Annotated in this window: 12 protein-coding genes and 1 pseudogene; 4 read left to right on the top strand and 9 right to left on the bottom strand. The window is 59.7% G+C overall.

Annotated elements, in window-relative coordinates:
• Window positions 1–44: 44 nt before the first annotated feature.
• From OMP40_RS31580 to OMP40_RS31590, 3 genes are all read right to left on the bottom strand, one after another.
• A complete protein-coding gene (locus OMP40_RS31580) occupies window positions 45–1391 on the bottom strand; it encodes an ABC transporter substrate-binding protein (RefSeq protein WP_277537197.1) in 1347 nt (448 codons plus the stop codon).
• Between the two features lie 84 nt (window positions 1392–1475).
• Entirely contained in the window at window positions 1476–3335 is a 1860-nt protein-coding gene (locus tag OMP40_RS31585; RefSeq protein WP_277537198.1) for a cache domain-containing sensor histidine kinase, read from the bottom strand.
• 121 nt (window positions 3336–3456) lie between these two features.
• Window positions 3457–6102, bottom strand: coding sequence for an alpha-L-rhamnosidase (locus OMP40_RS31590; RefSeq protein ID WP_277537199.1), 2646 nt, complete (start codon window positions 6100–6102; stop codon window positions 3457–3459).
• Window positions 6103–6364: 262 nt separating this feature from the next.
• Between OMP40_RS31590 and OMP40_RS31595 the strand changes: the two are divergent.
• Together OMP40_RS31595 and OMP40_RS31600 are read left to right on the top strand one after the other, a co-directional pair.
• A pseudogene (locus OMP40_RS31595) lies at window positions 6365–6436 on the top strand (hypothetical protein); the annotation flags it as partial.
• A gap of 202 nt (window positions 6437–6638) precedes the next feature.
• A complete protein-coding gene (locus OMP40_RS31600) occupies window positions 6639–7427 on the top strand; it encodes a substrate-binding domain-containing protein (protein ID WP_277538154.1) in 789 nt (262 codons plus the stop codon).
• A gap of 33 nt (window positions 7428–7460) precedes the next feature.
• Here the strand turns inward: OMP40_RS31600 and OMP40_RS31605 are convergent, their stop codons facing one another.
• Window positions 7461–8435, bottom strand: coding sequence for an AraC family transcriptional regulator (locus OMP40_RS31605; protein WP_277537201.1), 975 nt, complete (start codon window positions 8433–8435; stop codon window positions 7461–7463).
• Between the two features lie 144 nt (window positions 8436–8579).
• On the opposite strand from OMP40_RS31605, the gene OMP40_RS31610 reads away from it, so the two are divergent.
• Entirely contained in the window at window positions 8580–9977 is a 1398-nt protein-coding gene (locus OMP40_RS31610) for an MFS transporter (protein ID WP_277537203.1), read from the top strand.
• Here OMP40_RS31610 and OMP40_RS31615 read toward each other — a convergent pair.
• On the bottom strand, window positions 9974–10174 hold the full coding sequence (locus tag OMP40_RS31615) for a helix-turn-helix transcriptional regulator (protein ID WP_277537205.1): 201 nt from the start codon (window positions 10172–10174) through the stop codon (window positions 9974–9976). The genes OMP40_RS31610 and OMP40_RS31615 overlap by 4 nt on opposite strands.
• The gene (locus OMP40_RS31620; RefSeq protein ID WP_277537207.1) at window positions 10116–11540 is read right to left on the bottom strand and encodes a hypothetical protein; all 1425 of its coding nucleotides are present in this window, start codon (window positions 11538–11540) and stop codon (window positions 10116–10118) included. Before OMP40_RS31620 ends, OMP40_RS31615 begins: the two co-directional genes overlap by 59 nt.
• A gap of 292 nt (window positions 11541–11832) precedes the next feature.
• Here OMP40_RS31620 and OMP40_RS31625 point away from each other — a divergent pair, with 292 nt between their 5' ends.
• A complete protein-coding gene (locus OMP40_RS31625; RefSeq protein WP_277537209.1) occupies window positions 11833–13062 on the top strand; it encodes an MFS transporter in 1230 nt (409 codons plus the stop codon).
• A 96-nt stretch (window positions 13063–13158) separates the two neighbouring features.
• On the opposite strand, the gene OMP40_RS31630 is transcribed toward OMP40_RS31625, so the two are convergent.
• The 3 genes from OMP40_RS31630 to OMP40_RS31640 form a co-directional block, all read right to left on the bottom strand.
• Window positions 13159–14052, bottom strand: coding sequence for a dihydrodipicolinate synthase family protein (locus OMP40_RS31630; protein WP_277537211.1), 894 nt, complete (start codon window positions 14050–14052; stop codon window positions 13159–13161).
• A 79-nt stretch (window positions 14053–14131) separates the two neighbouring features.
• Window positions 14132–15091 carry a phosphoglycerate dehydrogenase gene (locus OMP40_RS31635; protein ID WP_277537213.1) on the bottom strand — a complete coding sequence of 320 codons (960 nt, stop codon included), beginning with the start codon at window positions 15089–15091 and terminating at the stop codon, window positions 14132–14134.
• The gene (locus OMP40_RS31640; RefSeq protein WP_277537215.1) at window positions 15091–15918 is read right to left on the bottom strand and encodes a carbohydrate ABC transporter permease; all 828 of its coding nucleotides are present in this window, start codon (window positions 15916–15918) and stop codon (window positions 15091–15093) included. The genes OMP40_RS31635 and OMP40_RS31640 overlap by 1 nt, the downstream gene beginning before the upstream one ends.
• Window positions 15919–15920: the final 2 nt, after the last annotated feature.

Genomic DNA, 15920 nt, shown 5'->3' on the forward strand with positions numbered 1-15920 from the left:
GTCTGTCCCCCGCGCGCCGTTATTGCCGCTATGACGACTTAAACTTAGAAGCCCGGGAGCACCTTCGCTTTGCCGTCTTTCTGGTAGTTGTCGCTGAATTCCTTGATTGCCTTGTCGATGTTGCCGTCGAGGAAGAAGTTTTGCAGCGTCTTGGAGAAGTCGACGAAGGAAGGCGTCAGCCGGTTCTGGATATTGACCTTGGATTTGCCGTCGTCGATGTATTTCTTGACGTCCTCCTGAACCGGATACAGCTCGCTGGTCGCGCCCTTGAAGATCGGGATTCCCGGCTTGTTCGCGTAGAACAGGTCGACGTTTTCCGGCTGAAGCATGAACTTCACGAGCTCGATCGCTTCGGCCGCGTGCTTCGCCTTGTCAGGCACCATCAGCTGGTTCGGCGGCGTGATCATCGCCGTGCCGGTATCGGTCGCGGAAGGGAACGGGAAGTAGCCGACGCTCTTTGAGACGAAGTCCTTGCCGAACTTTTTCTCGAGCTGCGCGATGATGCCGTCGAGCATGAACGCCATCCCCACCTTGCCTTCGCCGAACTCGTTTTGCAGCTCGTCGTACGTGCCTGCCATGAAGTTGTCCTGATAGAGGCCGAGCTCTTTAAGCTCCTTTTGCTTCGCGAACAGATCCTTCAGCTCCGCGATGTCGGCCAGCTTCAATTCGTTCGAATTGAGCTTCGCCACGCCTTCGTCGCCGATCGCCGGATCGACCTGCGTCACCCAGCCCGTGAAGTAGAAGATTTGAGGCGGCCATGCATCCTTGACGCCCTCGTAGAACGGCGTCACGCCGGCCCCTTTGATCTTCTTCGCGATCTCGACCAGGTCCGCGTAGTTCTTCGGCGGGGTGACGCCGGCCTTCGCGAAGACGTCCTTGTTGTAGAACACGCCCATCATGCCCGTGGACCCGTAAGGCACGCCGTAAATTTTGTCGTCCTGCACCTGCGCCTGCTTGATGGAGTCGATGACGTTGTCCCACACGCCTGCCTCGTTCGACCATTCGTGCAGCGTCTCGTCCGCGCGCAGCTTCACGTACTGCTTCGTCCCCGGCTGCATGAGGAACAGATCCGGGAAGTCTTGCGTGGAAAACCGCGTCTTGATCAGATTGTCGTAGTCGCCGCCCGGCAGCGCCTGCAGCTCGACGTTGTTGCCCGTCTTCTGCTGGTAGGCGTCGAAGATCTTCGTGAACGCCGTCGTGTCTTCCGTATTGGAGATCACAAAAGTCAGCGTGACCGGGTCTTTGGCCGGCTTGGCGCCGGACGTGCCGCTTGCCGCCCCGGAGGCTGCGCCCCCCGCGTTATTGTTGTCGTTTTCGCCCCCGCAAGCGGCCAGCGCCGCCGCGCTTACTGCCAGAACCATGACCGATGCCAACGCTCTCGCTTTTTTCATTCGAGCAACCCCTTCATCTCGTAATCGCTTACAACTTGATTATAGGGAAGCGCTTTCCTGGCTCCCATTCATGAAATCGACCGTTTATGTTGAATATTCCGACCTTGACGTCGGAAGGGCGGAAGCGCTGTCATCCGGCAGCACGAGCGTGATGCGGGTGCCGACGCCCTTCCGGCTGTCGATTCGAAAAGACATGCGCTCTCCGAAGCGGATCGCGTAGCGCGTATAGACGTTGCGCACGCCGATGCCGCCTTCGGCGGCCGAATCGGGCCACTGCTCGCGGTGCAGCTGCCAGTTCAGCTTCTCCCTGAGTTCCTCGAGGCGCGCCTCGGAGATGCCGACCCCGTCGTCCGACACGGCCAGATGAACGCCGTCGGGCTCGCGATTGGCGGCGATCCGGATCGTTCCCTTCCCGCGCTTGCGCTCGATGCCGTGGAAGACGGCGTTCTCGACGAGCGGCTGCAGCGTCATCTTGAGCAAGGGAAATCCGTAAAGCGACGCTTCGATGTCCTGCTCGTAGACGATTTTATCGTCGAAGCGGATGCCTTGAATTTTCATATAGGCGTCGATCTGCTCCAGCTCCTCCTGAAGCGTGACGATCTCGTCGCGATTCCTCGTATTGTAGCGGAACATGTCCGCGAGCGCCTGCGCGACCTCGCCGATCTCGCCGACCTTGTAGTAGTCCGCCATGGCGCGAATGCTGTCGAGCGTATTGTACAGAAAATGGGGATTAATCTGCGAGTAGAGCATCTTGAGCTCCACCTCCTGCAGCTTGATCTGGTTGACGTACTTCGTCTCGATCAGCGTCTGCAGCTCGTCCTGCATGGCGTTGAAGTTCGCGGCGATGCGCCCGATCTCGTTGTTCGGTCCGACCGCTACCCGCTCGGAGAAGTCTCCGCGCTTCAGCCGGTTGACCGTCTTGTACAAATTGAGGATCGGCTTCGTGATGACTCTGCCGAAAAGGACGGACAACAGGAAGGTGAACGCGAACGCGACCAGGGCGGTATAGAGAACGGTCGTCTTGATGCGGTCGAGCGGTCCGAAAATTTCGCTTCTCGGCATGACGAGCACGATCTTCCAGTTCGTATAGGTCGACCGGGTATAGGAAGCGAGCATGTCGCCGTTGTCGCTCTTGAACCAGAACTTGCCCTTCGAACCGGTCGCACGCTCCACGAGCTCGGTTTCCGGCGCAGGACCGGGCAAATTGCCGGAGGTATAAACAGTTTTGTCGTTCTGATCGAAAACGACGATTCGGCTGCCGGCCGACAGGTCGTCGTTCTGTCCGATCGTCCGGAACAGCTCGTCGTTGTATTCGACCCGGACGACGATAAACCGCTCGGGATTGGAAAAGTCCCGGATCAGAATGGATGACGCATACGAGGCATTGTCCGCAGCCGCGCCGACGTCGCCTTCGCCGTGGCCCATGAAGTATACGCCGCCGTCGGCGGCGATCGTGCGCAGGAACCAGTCCGCATTGCGGATTTTCGCTTCGGACGGCGGCTTGAAGTCGTCGGAGGCGCCGATCAGCTCGCCGGTGCTGTAATAGATCTGAAATCGGCTGAAGCCGCGGATCGGCGTCGCGTTGAAGCTTTTGAGGTACAGGTTAACGAGATTCTGGCGAAACATAAACTTCCGCTGTTCGCTCATCTCGGCGTAAGCGTTGATGCCGTCGATGTATTGTTGATCGTAATAGGGGGCAAGCAGCAAGTTGCGTTTGCTGTGAAAGTCGTTATCCATGTTGTTCTCGATTTGTCCCACGATCTGGGAACCCGCGGACTCGATCCGATCGGCCATCGTCTGGTAGGAAATATAAAATGAAGCCGTGCCGACGAGCGCGATGCACAAAAGTATGACGATAAAATAACTAAAGAGCAGGGTCGTGCGGATCTGGGAGAACCAGGCGCGAACCCTCCCGATGATCCATCGAACGGCGTTCGTTCCCATAAAATCTTCTCCCTCTCCCCCGAACTCCACTGCTCTCGCATGTCTTCTCTTTATACCATTCCCCGCGACTGCCCTTCAAGCGAATCGAACGCAGGGAACGATTGGCATCGCCTTAATCGCCTTAATCGCCTTGATCGCCCAATCGGCTCTCGAACGCGTAAACGCCCGATCCGAGCTCGAAGCTCGTCTTGCCCGCCTCGGCCGGGCGGCCGTCCGCGACGATGCTGCTGCCGGGCACATGGACGACTGCCGACGCGTTCGCCGGCACCGCGACCCGGAGCGTGAAGACGCCTTCGCCGTTAAGCGTCCACGACGATTCGTATGTGCCGCACAACGAAGCGTAGGATGCCTCCACTTCCGTGATGCCGCCGCCCGGGCGGGGCCGTATGATCGCGCGTTTGAAGCCGGGGGCCGAAGGGTCGGCTTCGATGCCGCCCATATAGCGATACATCCACTCGCCGACCGAGCCGAGCGAGTAATGATTAAAGGAGTTCATCGACGGCGTCTGGAAGCCTTTGTGCTCGGTCCAGCCGTCCCAGCGCTCCCAGATCGTCGTCGCGCCGTGCTTGATCGAGTACATCCAGGATGGGAACTCCTCCTGCGTCAGCAGGCCGTACGCGACGTCCAGCCGCCCGTTGTCCGTCAGCGCGGGCAGCAGGTAGCCGACGCCGAGGAATCCGGTGGACAAACGGCCGCCGCGGGATGCGATATTTTCGGCGAGATGTCCGATCGCCAGCTCCCGCAGCCGCTCCGTCAGCAGGTCGAACTGCAGGGCGAGCACATAAACCGTCTGCGTTTCTCCGCGGATGCGGCCGTCCTCCGAGACGAACGCCCGGACGAATGCATCCCCGATGCTCCGATGCAGGCTCGCGTAAGTCTCCTCGTCGCCGCGTTTGCCGAGCGCGCCGGCGATCCGGCTCAGCAGCTTGGCGCTGTAAGCGAAGTAGGCGGTCGCCAGCACCTCGTTCGGCGTATCCGCGTCGATCGACAGCCAGTCGCCGTAGTTCGCGTAGTCGGGACGGATCAGCTCATTGCTGTTGGCGCGCAAGTATTCGACCCAACGGACCATTGCGCCATAGTGCGTCTCCAATATGCGCGTGTCCCCGTACATCAAGTACAGCGTCCACGGAATGACGACGCCCGCGTCGCCCCAGCCCGCATTGTCCGGCGCGAACCAGTTCAGCCGCGTATTCCACATCTTGTGCCTGATCCAACCCGCGTCCGGCGCCACGTCGGTGAACGCGCCGGACGGCTGCTGGCAGTCGATCATATCCCACATGAACTTCGTAAAAAACCGGGAAACGTCCATATTGTACGAGGCCGTCCGCGCGAATATCTGGGCGTCGCCGGTCCAGCCGAGCCGTTCGTCCCGCTGCGGGCAGTCTGTCGGCACCGAGAGGAAGTTGCCCCGCTGCCCCCAGGAGATGTTCGATATCAGCTGGTTGACCATCGCATCGGACGTCCGCAGGCTTCCCGACTTGGGCGTATCCGAATGTACGACTTTGCCGACGATCGTATCCAGTCCGGGCTCGCCCGGATAGCCGATCAGCTCCACGTAGCGAAAGCCGTGGAACGTAAAGTGCGGCTCGTACCGCTCTTCGCCTTCGCCCTTCAAAATGTAATGCTCCTGCTGAACGGCGACGCGCAAATTGTCCAAATAAAGCGAGCCGTCCGGGTTCAGCATCTCGGCATGGCTCAGGGTCACTTTGGTCCCGCGCGCCCCGCTTACGCGAAGCTCCGTCCATCCGACCATATTCTGCCCCATATCGTAGATATAAGTGCCTCGCTCCGTCTGGCGAATCGAGAGCGGCTTCAACTGCTGGGTCACGCGGACCGGAGGCTCGATCGACGCGGTCAACAGGCCGTTATAACCCGCGCGAACGTCGGGCCGATCCCAGCCCGAATCGTCATAACCTGGTTGATCCCAGCCCGTCAGCTCCAGCCGGGCGTCGTAGGTCTCGCCCTTGATCATGTCGGAGTAGACGATCGGTCCTGTGGCCGTTCGCCAGCCGGCATCGGTCTCGACGGATTCGCGGTTGCCGTCCGCGTATTCGATATTCATCTGAAGAAGGAAAAAAGGGCGTTCGCCGTACACGTGATTGCCGAGAAAACCGACGGTTCCCGCATACCAGCCGTCGCCGAGAACGGCACCGACGACATTGTCGCCATCATGGAGCCACGGGGTCACGTCATAGGCTTGCGTCTGCACGCGCTTGTCGTAATCGGTAAAGCCGGGGGCGAACCAGTCGCCGATCCGCCGGCCGTTAAGATGGAGCTCGTACAGGCCGAGCGCGGTGGCGTAGACCGTCGCGCGTCGAACTTTGCCGCTCGTCCGGAATGGCTTGCGAACGTAAGGCGACGGTTGGAGCTCTACGTTGGGCTGCGCCTTGGCGCCGATCCAGGATCCTTTCCATTCGTCGCGACGAAGCAGGCCCATCGTCCAGAAGTAGGCATCGCTCCAGTCCGAGGCGACGGCGTCTCGATTCCATGACCGGACCTTCCAAAAATATTGTCCTTCCGATTGGAGCGGCTTTCCTTCGTAAACGATGTGCGTCGTCCGGTCGGAAGCGACCTCGCCGCTGTCCCACATATCCCCCGCATCGTCAGCAAGCGCTTCCAGCGACGAGGCGACCAGGATGCGATAAGCCGATTGCGATGCGCTTCTTTCGTCCGATCGCAGCTTCCAGAAAAAGCGGGGCGCCTTCTCGTCCAGGCCGAGCGGATTGCGCATATACTCCGTTCTACCGTCGATCGCTTGCCAGTTCATTCCCATTCCCCCAACGCTTAAGTTTAGTTTAGATTGTTAAGTTAATTTCAATTTTTTTTAAGTTGATTTTTTAGTTCGCTTGCTTATAATTCATCCTACCACCAACGATTTCGAGCGTCAATACGCATTAAAAACACATTTTCGCCGCCCATCGACTAAACAAAACTAAACTTAACAAATTACCATACAAACAACTTGCCACTTACTCGAGCGCGTAATAAACTTAACTAAACTACATTTCGGGGGAGTCATGTTCGTGAGAATGGAGGATATCGCGAGGCTGGCGGGCGTTTCCAAAGCCGCCGTCTCTCTAGCGTTTAGCGGCAAGCCGGGCATCGGGGAAGAGACGCGAACGCGCATTTTAAACGTCGCCCAAAAAGCCGGCTATAAGCCGCGAAAGAGCGTTCCCGCGCAGGAAGCCGGAACGAGCGCGCAGTCGGCTGCCGACGCCGCGCCCGCATTGCTGTTTCTAGTCATCGCGAACGCCGGCATCGTCAGCGCCCAGTACGACCGTCAGCCCTTTTTTTCGCGAGCTCATTCATTTTCTCGAGCAAGGGTCGCGCGCCGGCGGCTTTTCGCTGCTCATCTCGGCCATCGACATGGCGCGCTTCGAAGAAGACCTCGGGGCCATTGCGAATGCGCATGCCGAACGCGGCGTTATTTTGCTTGGCACCAATCTGGACAAAGAAACGTTAATCCGCATCGCGGAGCGGCTGCCCAGGCTGATCGTGCTGGATACTTGCTTCGAGACGCTGCCCGTACCGTTCGTATCTACGAATAACGTACTGGGGGGATACCAGGCGGGGACGCGGCTGTGCCGGACGGGCCACCGGACGATCGGCTATGCGGCGTCTGACGTTCGCATCCCTAACTTCGACGCCCGCCGGAGGGGCTTCGACGATGCGATGCGGGAATGGTCGATCGCGGTCTCGCCCGAACATGAATTTTCCGTCGACCCGATGGTGCCTGCGGCGCAAGCCTCTTTTCAGAACAAAATCGCAAAACTGCGTACCGACGGGAAGCCGCTGCCGACGGCCATATTCTGCGAGAGCGATTATATCGCGATCGGCGTGATGAAGTCGCTGGCGGAGCTGGGCATCCGGGTTCCCGAAGATATATCCGTCGTCGGCTTCGACGATATCGCCGAAGCGGTCATCGTATCGCCCGAGCTGACGACCGTTCGCGTAGACAAAGAAAAGATGGTCCGCAGCGCCGTCCGGCTAGCGACCTCGCTTGGCGATTCGCCGTTCGAAGGCGGCATGAATATCTCCGTCGCTACCGCCTTGATCGCGCGCAGATCGAGCGCCGCGCCGCCTTCTGCCTAACCGCCTTAAGTTCGAACGTGCCCGCATGATGCTTCAATCTATCGCAGCGGCTCCGGCCCATGGGACGGCCGACTTGCGCATCGCCCTGATATCTTGAAGCGGCGGCAGGCCGAACAGCCTGCGATATTCCCGATTGAACTGCGACGGACTCTCGTAGCCGACGGCCAGCGCGGCCGTCGTCGCGCCCACCGGCCCGCTCAGCATCAGGCGCCGCGCCTCTTGAAGGCGAAGCTGCTTCTGATATTGCAGCGGGCCGATCGTCGTGATCGCCTTGAACTTGTGATGCAGTCCGGAGACGCTCATGTTGCACGATTTGGCGAGCTCCTCGACGGTGAACGAGCGCGCGTAGTTTTCCTTGATCCACTGAATCGCCATGCCGACGCCGTCCGCCCGTTGATCGAACAGCACCTTTTGAAAAAACAGATGGCCGTTTTCGCTCGACAGCAAATGAAAAATCATTTCCCGCTTGAGCAGCTCGGACAGAAAACGAGCTTCGTTCGGCTTGTCGAGCAGCTTCAGCAGCCGCGAAAAGATGTCCAGCAGCTCCGCATCCGACTTCCCGACAAAAGCGCCCTTGCTCAAGCCTTTCTCCCTGGCTTCCGCTTCGATCCCCGCCTCCATCACCACGGAAGCAATCTCCTGCGTCGTAAAGTCGATGCGCAGCCCGATATACGGCGAGCGCTCCGTCGCCCCCACGACTTGCGCGGAGGCCGGGATGTCGATCAGCGACGCCAGATAATCGCCCGCTCCGTAACGGTACACCTCCTGTCCCAGATACAGCGTCTTCGCGCCTTGAAGGATCAGACAAAAAGAAGGCGTCAAAACGCCCGGGATGCACTCCGTTTCCCGGGTGCGCTTCACGATGGAGAAGTACGGCACGACGGTCGACGTACGGCCTTCTGCCAACGAAAATCGGTCGGTTAAGGCCAGAAGCTGGTCCAACGCCTTCTTATGAATGGACAACGGCTTGTCGTGCGTTCCGCCAGCATCCGATCCCGACTGTCGCATATCGCTCAACCTCCTTCGCGCTTTCACCTATCATATTGCAGCTTTAGGCAATTTTCAAGCAGGAAAGGTCTACTTCCCGCCGCCGATTCGATTCATAATACGGATCAGAGCCACACATTCTATCGGGGAAAGGAACTTGACTGCATGCTGCAATCGAAAGGCATCATTTTAACGATCATTATCGCGTGCCAGCTGCTCGTCGTACTGGACGCCTCCGTCATGGTGACGTCGATTCCGGAGATCGGCCGCTCGCTTCATATGTCGACCGTCAATTTGACGTGGGTTCAGAACAGCTATATTTTGGCTTTCGGCGGCTTTCTGCTGCTTGGCGCCCGGGCCGGAGACCTGCTGGGCCGCAGAAGGTTGCTCGGCGCGGGCATCGGGCTTTTTACGCTGACGTCCCTGCTCGCCGGTCTGGCGCCGACTGCCGTCGTACTGCTTGTTTCCCGGGCGTTTCAAGGCTTTGCGGCCGCGCTGGCCACGCCGGCTGCGCTGGCCTTGCTGTCGGCCACGTTTACGGAGGAAAAGGAGCGGTCGAGGGCGATCGCGATGTACAGCGCGGTAGCCGGCGCGGGCGGCGGTATCGGTCTGTTGCTCGGCGGATTTTTCACCGATTTTATATCGTGGCGCGTCGGGATGTTTATCAACGTTCCCATCGGCATCGTTTTAATGTACCTGGTGCGGCGCTACGTGACGGAATCGGAGACGAAGACCGGCCGGTTCGATCTGGGGGGCGCGCTGACGTCCGTCGTCGGCATGAGCGGATTGGTTTACGGCTTTGTCCAAGCCGCGGGTCAAGGCTGGGGCTCGCCGGGGACGTGGATCTGGCTCGGCATCGGGGTCGCGTCGCTGACCGCCTTCGTGCTGGTCGAAAAGCGTGCGGGCCAGCCGATCGTGCCCTTGCGGTTGTTCGCGAGCCGTCAGCGCTCCGGTGCTTATCTGGGTCGGTTTCTGCTGGTCGGCGGCAACTTTTCGCTCTTTTTCTTTATCCCGCAGTATTTGCAAAATGCGCTTGGCTTCGGCTCTCTTGAAGCGGGATTGGCCTTTCTTCCGTTTACCATGGCGCAATTCGGCATGATGTTCGTGATGCAGAGCCTTGTTCGCCGTTACGGCAACCGGATATTGTTGATCGTCGGCCTGCTGCTGGCGGTCGTCGGGACGCTGTGGATGAGCCGGACGATCGCCGCGCAAACGGCGTATTTCCCGCAAATGTTTTTCCTGATGGCCATCATGGGGATCGGGTCCGGCTTGATATTCCAACCGCTCACCGCGCTCGGACTCTCGAACGTCGACGCTCGCGATGCCGGGGCGGCTTCGGGTCTGATCAACGTGGCGCATCAGAGCGGCGCCTCGCTGGGCCTCGCGATTCTAGTCACCGTTTTTAACGCATCGTTTCAAGCCGGCCAAGGCTCCGGACAGCCGTTCGCGCATGCGGTCTCGCATAGCTTGCTCGGATCCGCCGTCTTTCAGGCATCCGCCCTGGCGGCGTCGCTCCTTCTGCTGATGCCTGCGCGCGCTTTGGCCCAAAAACCCGTTGGTTAACCATTCATGCGCAGGCCGTTTTTGTACTCGCTCGGGCTCTGCCCCGTCGCACGCCGGAACAGCTTCGCAAAGTATACGACGTCCTCGTAGCCGAGATCCCGGGCGACATCCTGCACGCGCGAACGACTGTGCCTGAGCCTAAGCTTGGCCTCCTCCATCTTGAGGGCGGTCACATACTGAAGAAAGGTCCTGTTCATCCGCGAACTGAACAACCTGCCGAGCCAGACCGGGGAGACGAACAATTGCTTCGCCGCATCCTCCAGCCTGACGCGGGAGGCGAGATTCGATGCGATATAATCGATCGCCCGCTGCAAAATCTCGCCCGTGGAAGGGTTGAGCAAGTCGCATAAATGAAGGAGATGGGCCGTCACCCGTTCGTGTACGTGATTGGCTTGTGCCGCGTCTTGAAGTTGTCCGGCCAGCTGCGAATCGTCGATCCCCCCCGCCGTGCATGGCGCCGGACGATTCGAGAAAGCGGTGAAGGCCCGCCAACCACTTCCATGCGCTCTCCGCCAGCGCGACACCGTCTTGCGGCCCGAAGGCGTCGCGGGGCAAGTCTTCCAGCCATTGGCGGACGCCCGCCTTGTTGCCGGCCAGCAGCTCTCGCAGCAATCTCCTTTCGTCGCTCCCTCTCGTTTCCGGCATGTGCGCGGCGGTCCGTTCATAACGCAATACGCTGTGTCCGTCCAGCGTGTCGGCGAACGACAAAGCTTCGACGGCCTGAGAAAGCAGCCGCGGCAGCTCGTTCCAACGTGCCGAGCGCCCGCTCAAGCCGATGCGGATCCGCGCATGGGTATACTGCCGCACAGCTTCGATCCATTCTTCCGCGACGATGCCGATATCCGCTTCCGGTTCCTCGGACGCCGCAATATAGATCCATTCCCCCGTGCCCGATGTCACTATGACGCTGCGCGCGTGGCGTCCGGCCAACTCCTGTATGACATTGTCCGCGGCATACGCGGCCAGTCGGCGCTCGCCAGCACTTGTGGCATCGGACGGATCTTCGGTCATCCGAATCGCGAGTACGCGACAGCCTTCATCCAACCATTCCATTCGAAGTGATCTCGCATGCTCGCGAAATGTCTGGTCGGAATAGAACCGGGTGCCCTGCAGCAGGCTATCCGCAAAGCTCCGCTGCAGAAGCGTCTGCGCATTGAGCCACATTTGAAGATTAAGTCCGCTCGGCCGTTCCAGCTCCCCGATCATGTCCGCTATCGTGCGCTCCAATTGCGCCGGGGTCACCGGCATCGGCAGGCAGTCTACGGCTTTTAGCCGCATGGCGGCTCTTGCAAACCCGAAATCCTCGCGTGCGCAAAAGAAGGCGACCTGAAACGGGTTTCCTGTGGCTGCGTATTCGTTCACCCAATCCGCTCCGCTGGCGCCGTGCAGCTCGGAATCGCTCAGTATAAGCTCCGGACGGGATGCGATAGCCGCACGCAAGGCAGCGGGACCGTCGACCGCAGTGACGATCTTATCGACGCGATGCTGTCGCCAAGGCATCATCTCCTCGACAAGCCGCTGCAGCCATTCGGGGTCCGCATGGACGATGATCAACGTAAACAAAATGCACACCTCATCGATGTCGATTAAATGCATTAAATCTAACATAACAAGGCTGATTTTGATAGAAGTTATCGAAAAACGAATTATGCAAGTTGAAAATCAAGCACATTAATTGACGCAAATATGACACCAGCTCACAATTCCTCCTTATTACCAACCTTTTTGCATCGCATTACCTCACTCCAATTGATTTTCGGACGGCTTATAATGGGGCGGTCGGCGGGATCGTTTTGCCGATCCCAACCAACCCCATCATGCAGCTTCGCATGCCCCCAGAGGAGTGCTCCGAATCATGAATTTAAACGTTCAAGTCCCTTCCGTCGTCACGAAGACGGGCGGAATGTCGTCGATGGCCGCCCTGATCACGCTGACGATCGGCGCGTTTGCGATCGGCATGGCGGAATTCGTCATCATGGGCTTGCTGCCCGATATTGCGAGGACCTACGAGGTCACCGTCTCCAGGGCGGGCATGCTGATCTCGGGCTACGCGATCGGCGTCGCAGTCGGCGGCCCCGTCATTGCCGCCTTTACGTCCCGCTTTCCCCGAAAATTGCTGCTTTGCGTTCTCATGCTGGTTTTCGTCGCAGGCAACGTGCTTGCCATCGTCTCGCCTACCTTTACGATCCTGATGGTCGCGCGGATTGTCTCCTCGCTCGCCCATGGCACGTTTCTCGGCGCCGCCGCCTTGATCGCGGCCAGCCTCGCGGCACCCGACAAGCGGGCCAGTGCGATTGCGATGATCATGACGGGGATGACCGTCGCGAACATCGCCGGCGTCCCCTTCGGCACCTTCATCGGCCAGCACTATGGCTGGGAGATGACCTTCGCGGTCATTGCGGCGCTCGGTTTGCTGACGTTCGCGGGCATCGCGTTCCTCGTACCGGACGCCAGGACGAGCAAGAGCGCCAGCGTTCGAAGCGAGCTGCTGGCCATGGCCAAACCTCAAGTCCTGCTGGCGCTTGGCGTCATCCTGTTCGGCTTCGGCGGCTTGTTCGCGACCTTCACCTATATCGCGCCGATCCTCACTGACCTGTCCGGCTTCCGGGAACAGAACGTCATCTTGATCCTGATCGTGTTCGGCATCGGCGTCACGCTTGGCAATATATTCGGCGGCAAGCTGGCCGACCGGCATCCGGCACGCTCCCTTGCCCTCTGCCTCGCGCTGCTGGTTCCGCTGTTGCTCGCGCTTGATGCCGCTCTCCCTTATCGCACGCCGGCGGTCATCGGCATCTTCCTGTGGGGCTTCATGAGCTACAGCCTCGTCCCCGCCATGCAGGTCCGCGTGCTCGAAGCCGCCAGGGACGCCGAGGGCATGGCCGCTACGGTTATCCATTCGGCGTTCAACATCGGCAACGCGGCAGGCGCCGCGCTGGGCGGACTGATCATCGCCGGAGCGGGACTGCGGCATCTGCCGCTAGCATCGGCCGCCGTCACCTTCGTCGGTCTGGCCTTGGCGCTGATTAGCATGCGGAAGCGGCGGTCCAGTACCGGAGCGCTAACTGACGCGCAGAGCGCCGCCTGACGTCATTGGATGCAAAAGAAACCGGGCCGTTGAGCCCGGTTTTTGACGTTGCGAGATGCGTTTGAAAACTTATTTTCCCGTCAAGTATCTCCCGCCTTAACCGAATTGCGGCAGCTCGCTCAGCTTCCGCTGCAGCTCCTGTACTTCCTCGGCAGGCAGATCCAGCTGCGGCGCGCGCATGAACCCGACGTCTATGCCTCTCAGCTTCAGCGCCTCTTTGAAGTAAGACATGTTGCTGCCGCTTTTCAGCACTTCGCAGTACCGGATCGCGATCCGCTGCAGCGCACGCGCTTTATCCAGATCCTTTTCCTGATACGCGTTGTATACCGCTACGAACGGTTCTGGATAGACGCAGGACACGCCGGAGATGACGCCGTCGCAGCCCATCGCGAGCGCAGGCAGCAGCAGTCGGTCCGCTCCCTGCATAACGGAGAAGCTACCGCCGTTAATCGCCAGGTATTCGTTCGTCCGCAGCATGTCGGGGTAGCTGTATTTCACGCCGACGACGTTTTTGCAGCGGTCCGCCACGCGCTGCGCGACATCGGTCTTCAGATCGTTCGATGCGCATTGCGGGATGTTGTATAGGTACATTGGAAAGTCGTCCGGAATGCTGGCGGAGACCGCCACGTAGTATTCTTCCATCTCTCTGTCGTTTGCGCCGAGGAACAGCGGCGTGACGACGCCGATGCCGTCGGCGCCGATCTCTTGCGCATGCCGGGCGAGCGCGATCGTATCGCCCAACGTCGCCGTACCCGCGTGAATGAACACGGTGACGCGGCCCGCCGCCGTCTTGACGACCGTCTCCGCGATCGCCTTGCGCTCCGGCACGCTCAGCCGGATCATCTCGCCGGTCGTTCCGAGCGGGAAGAGACAATGTACGTCTTTCGAGATCAGAAATTCCGTCAGCTTCGCGACTTTCTCCAGATTCACTTGTCCATCCTGGTCGAAAGGGGTGACCATCGCGGTCGTAACGCCATATAAACGTTTCATGGGGAACCTCCAGCGCGTTTCATATTAGATTCGGGAAAGCGATAATATCTTCAAGGGAGTAAAGCGAGCTTTGCGCCCTTCAGCCGAGCAGGTTCGCCGGCTTGCGGCCTTCGAACACGTCCAGCAGCGCCTGTGCCGTCGCCAGCCCGACGCGGCGATAAGTCTCTTCCGTCTCGGCGGCCGTATGCGGCGTCGCGAGCAGATTGTCCAGCTTCAGCAGCGGGTTGTCCGCGGCGACCGGCTCGCGCTCGTAGACGTCGATGGCGGCGCCGGCGATGCGGCCGCCCTGCAACGCCCGGTACAGCGCTTGCTCGTCGACAAGGGCGCCGCGCGCCGTATTAACGAAATAGGCGCTCTCCTTCATCAGGCCGAACTGCGCGTCGCTCATCATATGATGCGTCTCCTTAAGACTGGGGAGGTGCATACTGACGACGTCGCTCTGCTTCAGCACCTCGTCCGAGTCGACCAGCTCCACCCCAAGCGCCTCCGCTTTAGCCGCGCTCGGGAATTTATCGTAGGCAATCAGCTTGACGTCGAACCCCTGCAGCTTCCTCGCGACCATCTGCGCGATGTTGCCGAAGCCCAGCAGACCGACGGTTCTGCCCGCCAGCTCGACGCCAACGCGGCGGTCCCAATAAGCACGCTTGGCGGATTCCTGGAGCGCGGGAATATTCCGCATCATCGACAGGATCAGGCCGACCGTCAGCTCCGCGACGGCGTTGGCGTTGCCGCCGGGCACGTTGGTCACCTGGATACCGTACGCCTTGGCCTGCGCCAGATCGATATTGTCCACGCCGACGCCGAAGCGCGCGATCGCCTTCAGCTTCGGCGCATGCTTGAATACGGCTTCGTCCCACGTATCCACGCCCGCCACGACGGCGTCGATGTCGCCGACGAGCGGGATCAGCTCTTCGTACGTATGCGGACGTCCGAGCTGATTCTCGACAATCTCGCAGCCCGCATCCTCGAGCAGTTGCTTGGCCTCCGCGCAGAGCGCGGAATAGTTCGTCGCCGTGACGAGCACTTTTTTAGCCGCCATTACTTGACGCCTCCTACGGTCATGCCGCTAACCATATATTTGGATGTGAACAGGTACATGATGACGACCGGAATCGAGGCGATAATCGAGCCGCCCATGAGGGGGCCCCAGGCGAAAACGTCGCCGACGATCATATCGGCCAAGCCGAGCGTGATCGTCTTGTCCGCGCTCTTGGTCACGACGACAAGCGCGTACAAATACTCGCTCCAGCACAGCGTGAAGGAGAAGATGAACGTAGCCGCAAGACCCGGCGCCGCCAGCGGCAGCACGATGCTTCGCAGCGTCCGCGAACGGCTGCATCCGTCGATCATCGCCGCCTCCTCGATCTCGACCGGTATCGACTTGAAGTACGAGATGAGCATCCAGGTCGCATAAGGAATCGTGATCGTGGGATAGATCAGCATCAGACCCCAGATCGAGTTGCCCGCGCCAAGCGCGGATACGAGCATGTACAGCGGAATGAACAGCACCGAGCGGGGCATCAGGTACGCGTACAGAATGCCTTTGGAGATGACGCCGCGTCCGCTGAACTTCAGCTTCGAGATCGCATAGGCGGCCAGCATGCTGACGGCGATCGAGAACACGGATACGACCAGGGAGACGACGAGGCTGTTTTTGACGTTTTTCAGAAAGCCTTTTTCGAACAACTTGTCGTAACCCGCCCAGGTGAAGTCCTTCGGCCAGAAGTTTGGCGTCAGATTGTAGATCTCGCCTTGCGATTTGAAGGAGGTGTTGATCATCCAGTAGAGCGGGAATAAAGCGCATAATAGCATGAAGGCCAGCGTGACATAGACGACGACTTGTTTGGTTACCGATCTGTTTTCCATAA

Source organism: Cohnella rhizosphaerae (assembly GCF_029525575.1).
Lineage (GTDB): Bacteria > Bacillota > Bacilli > Paenibacillales > Paenibacillaceae > Cohnella > Cohnella rhizosphaerae.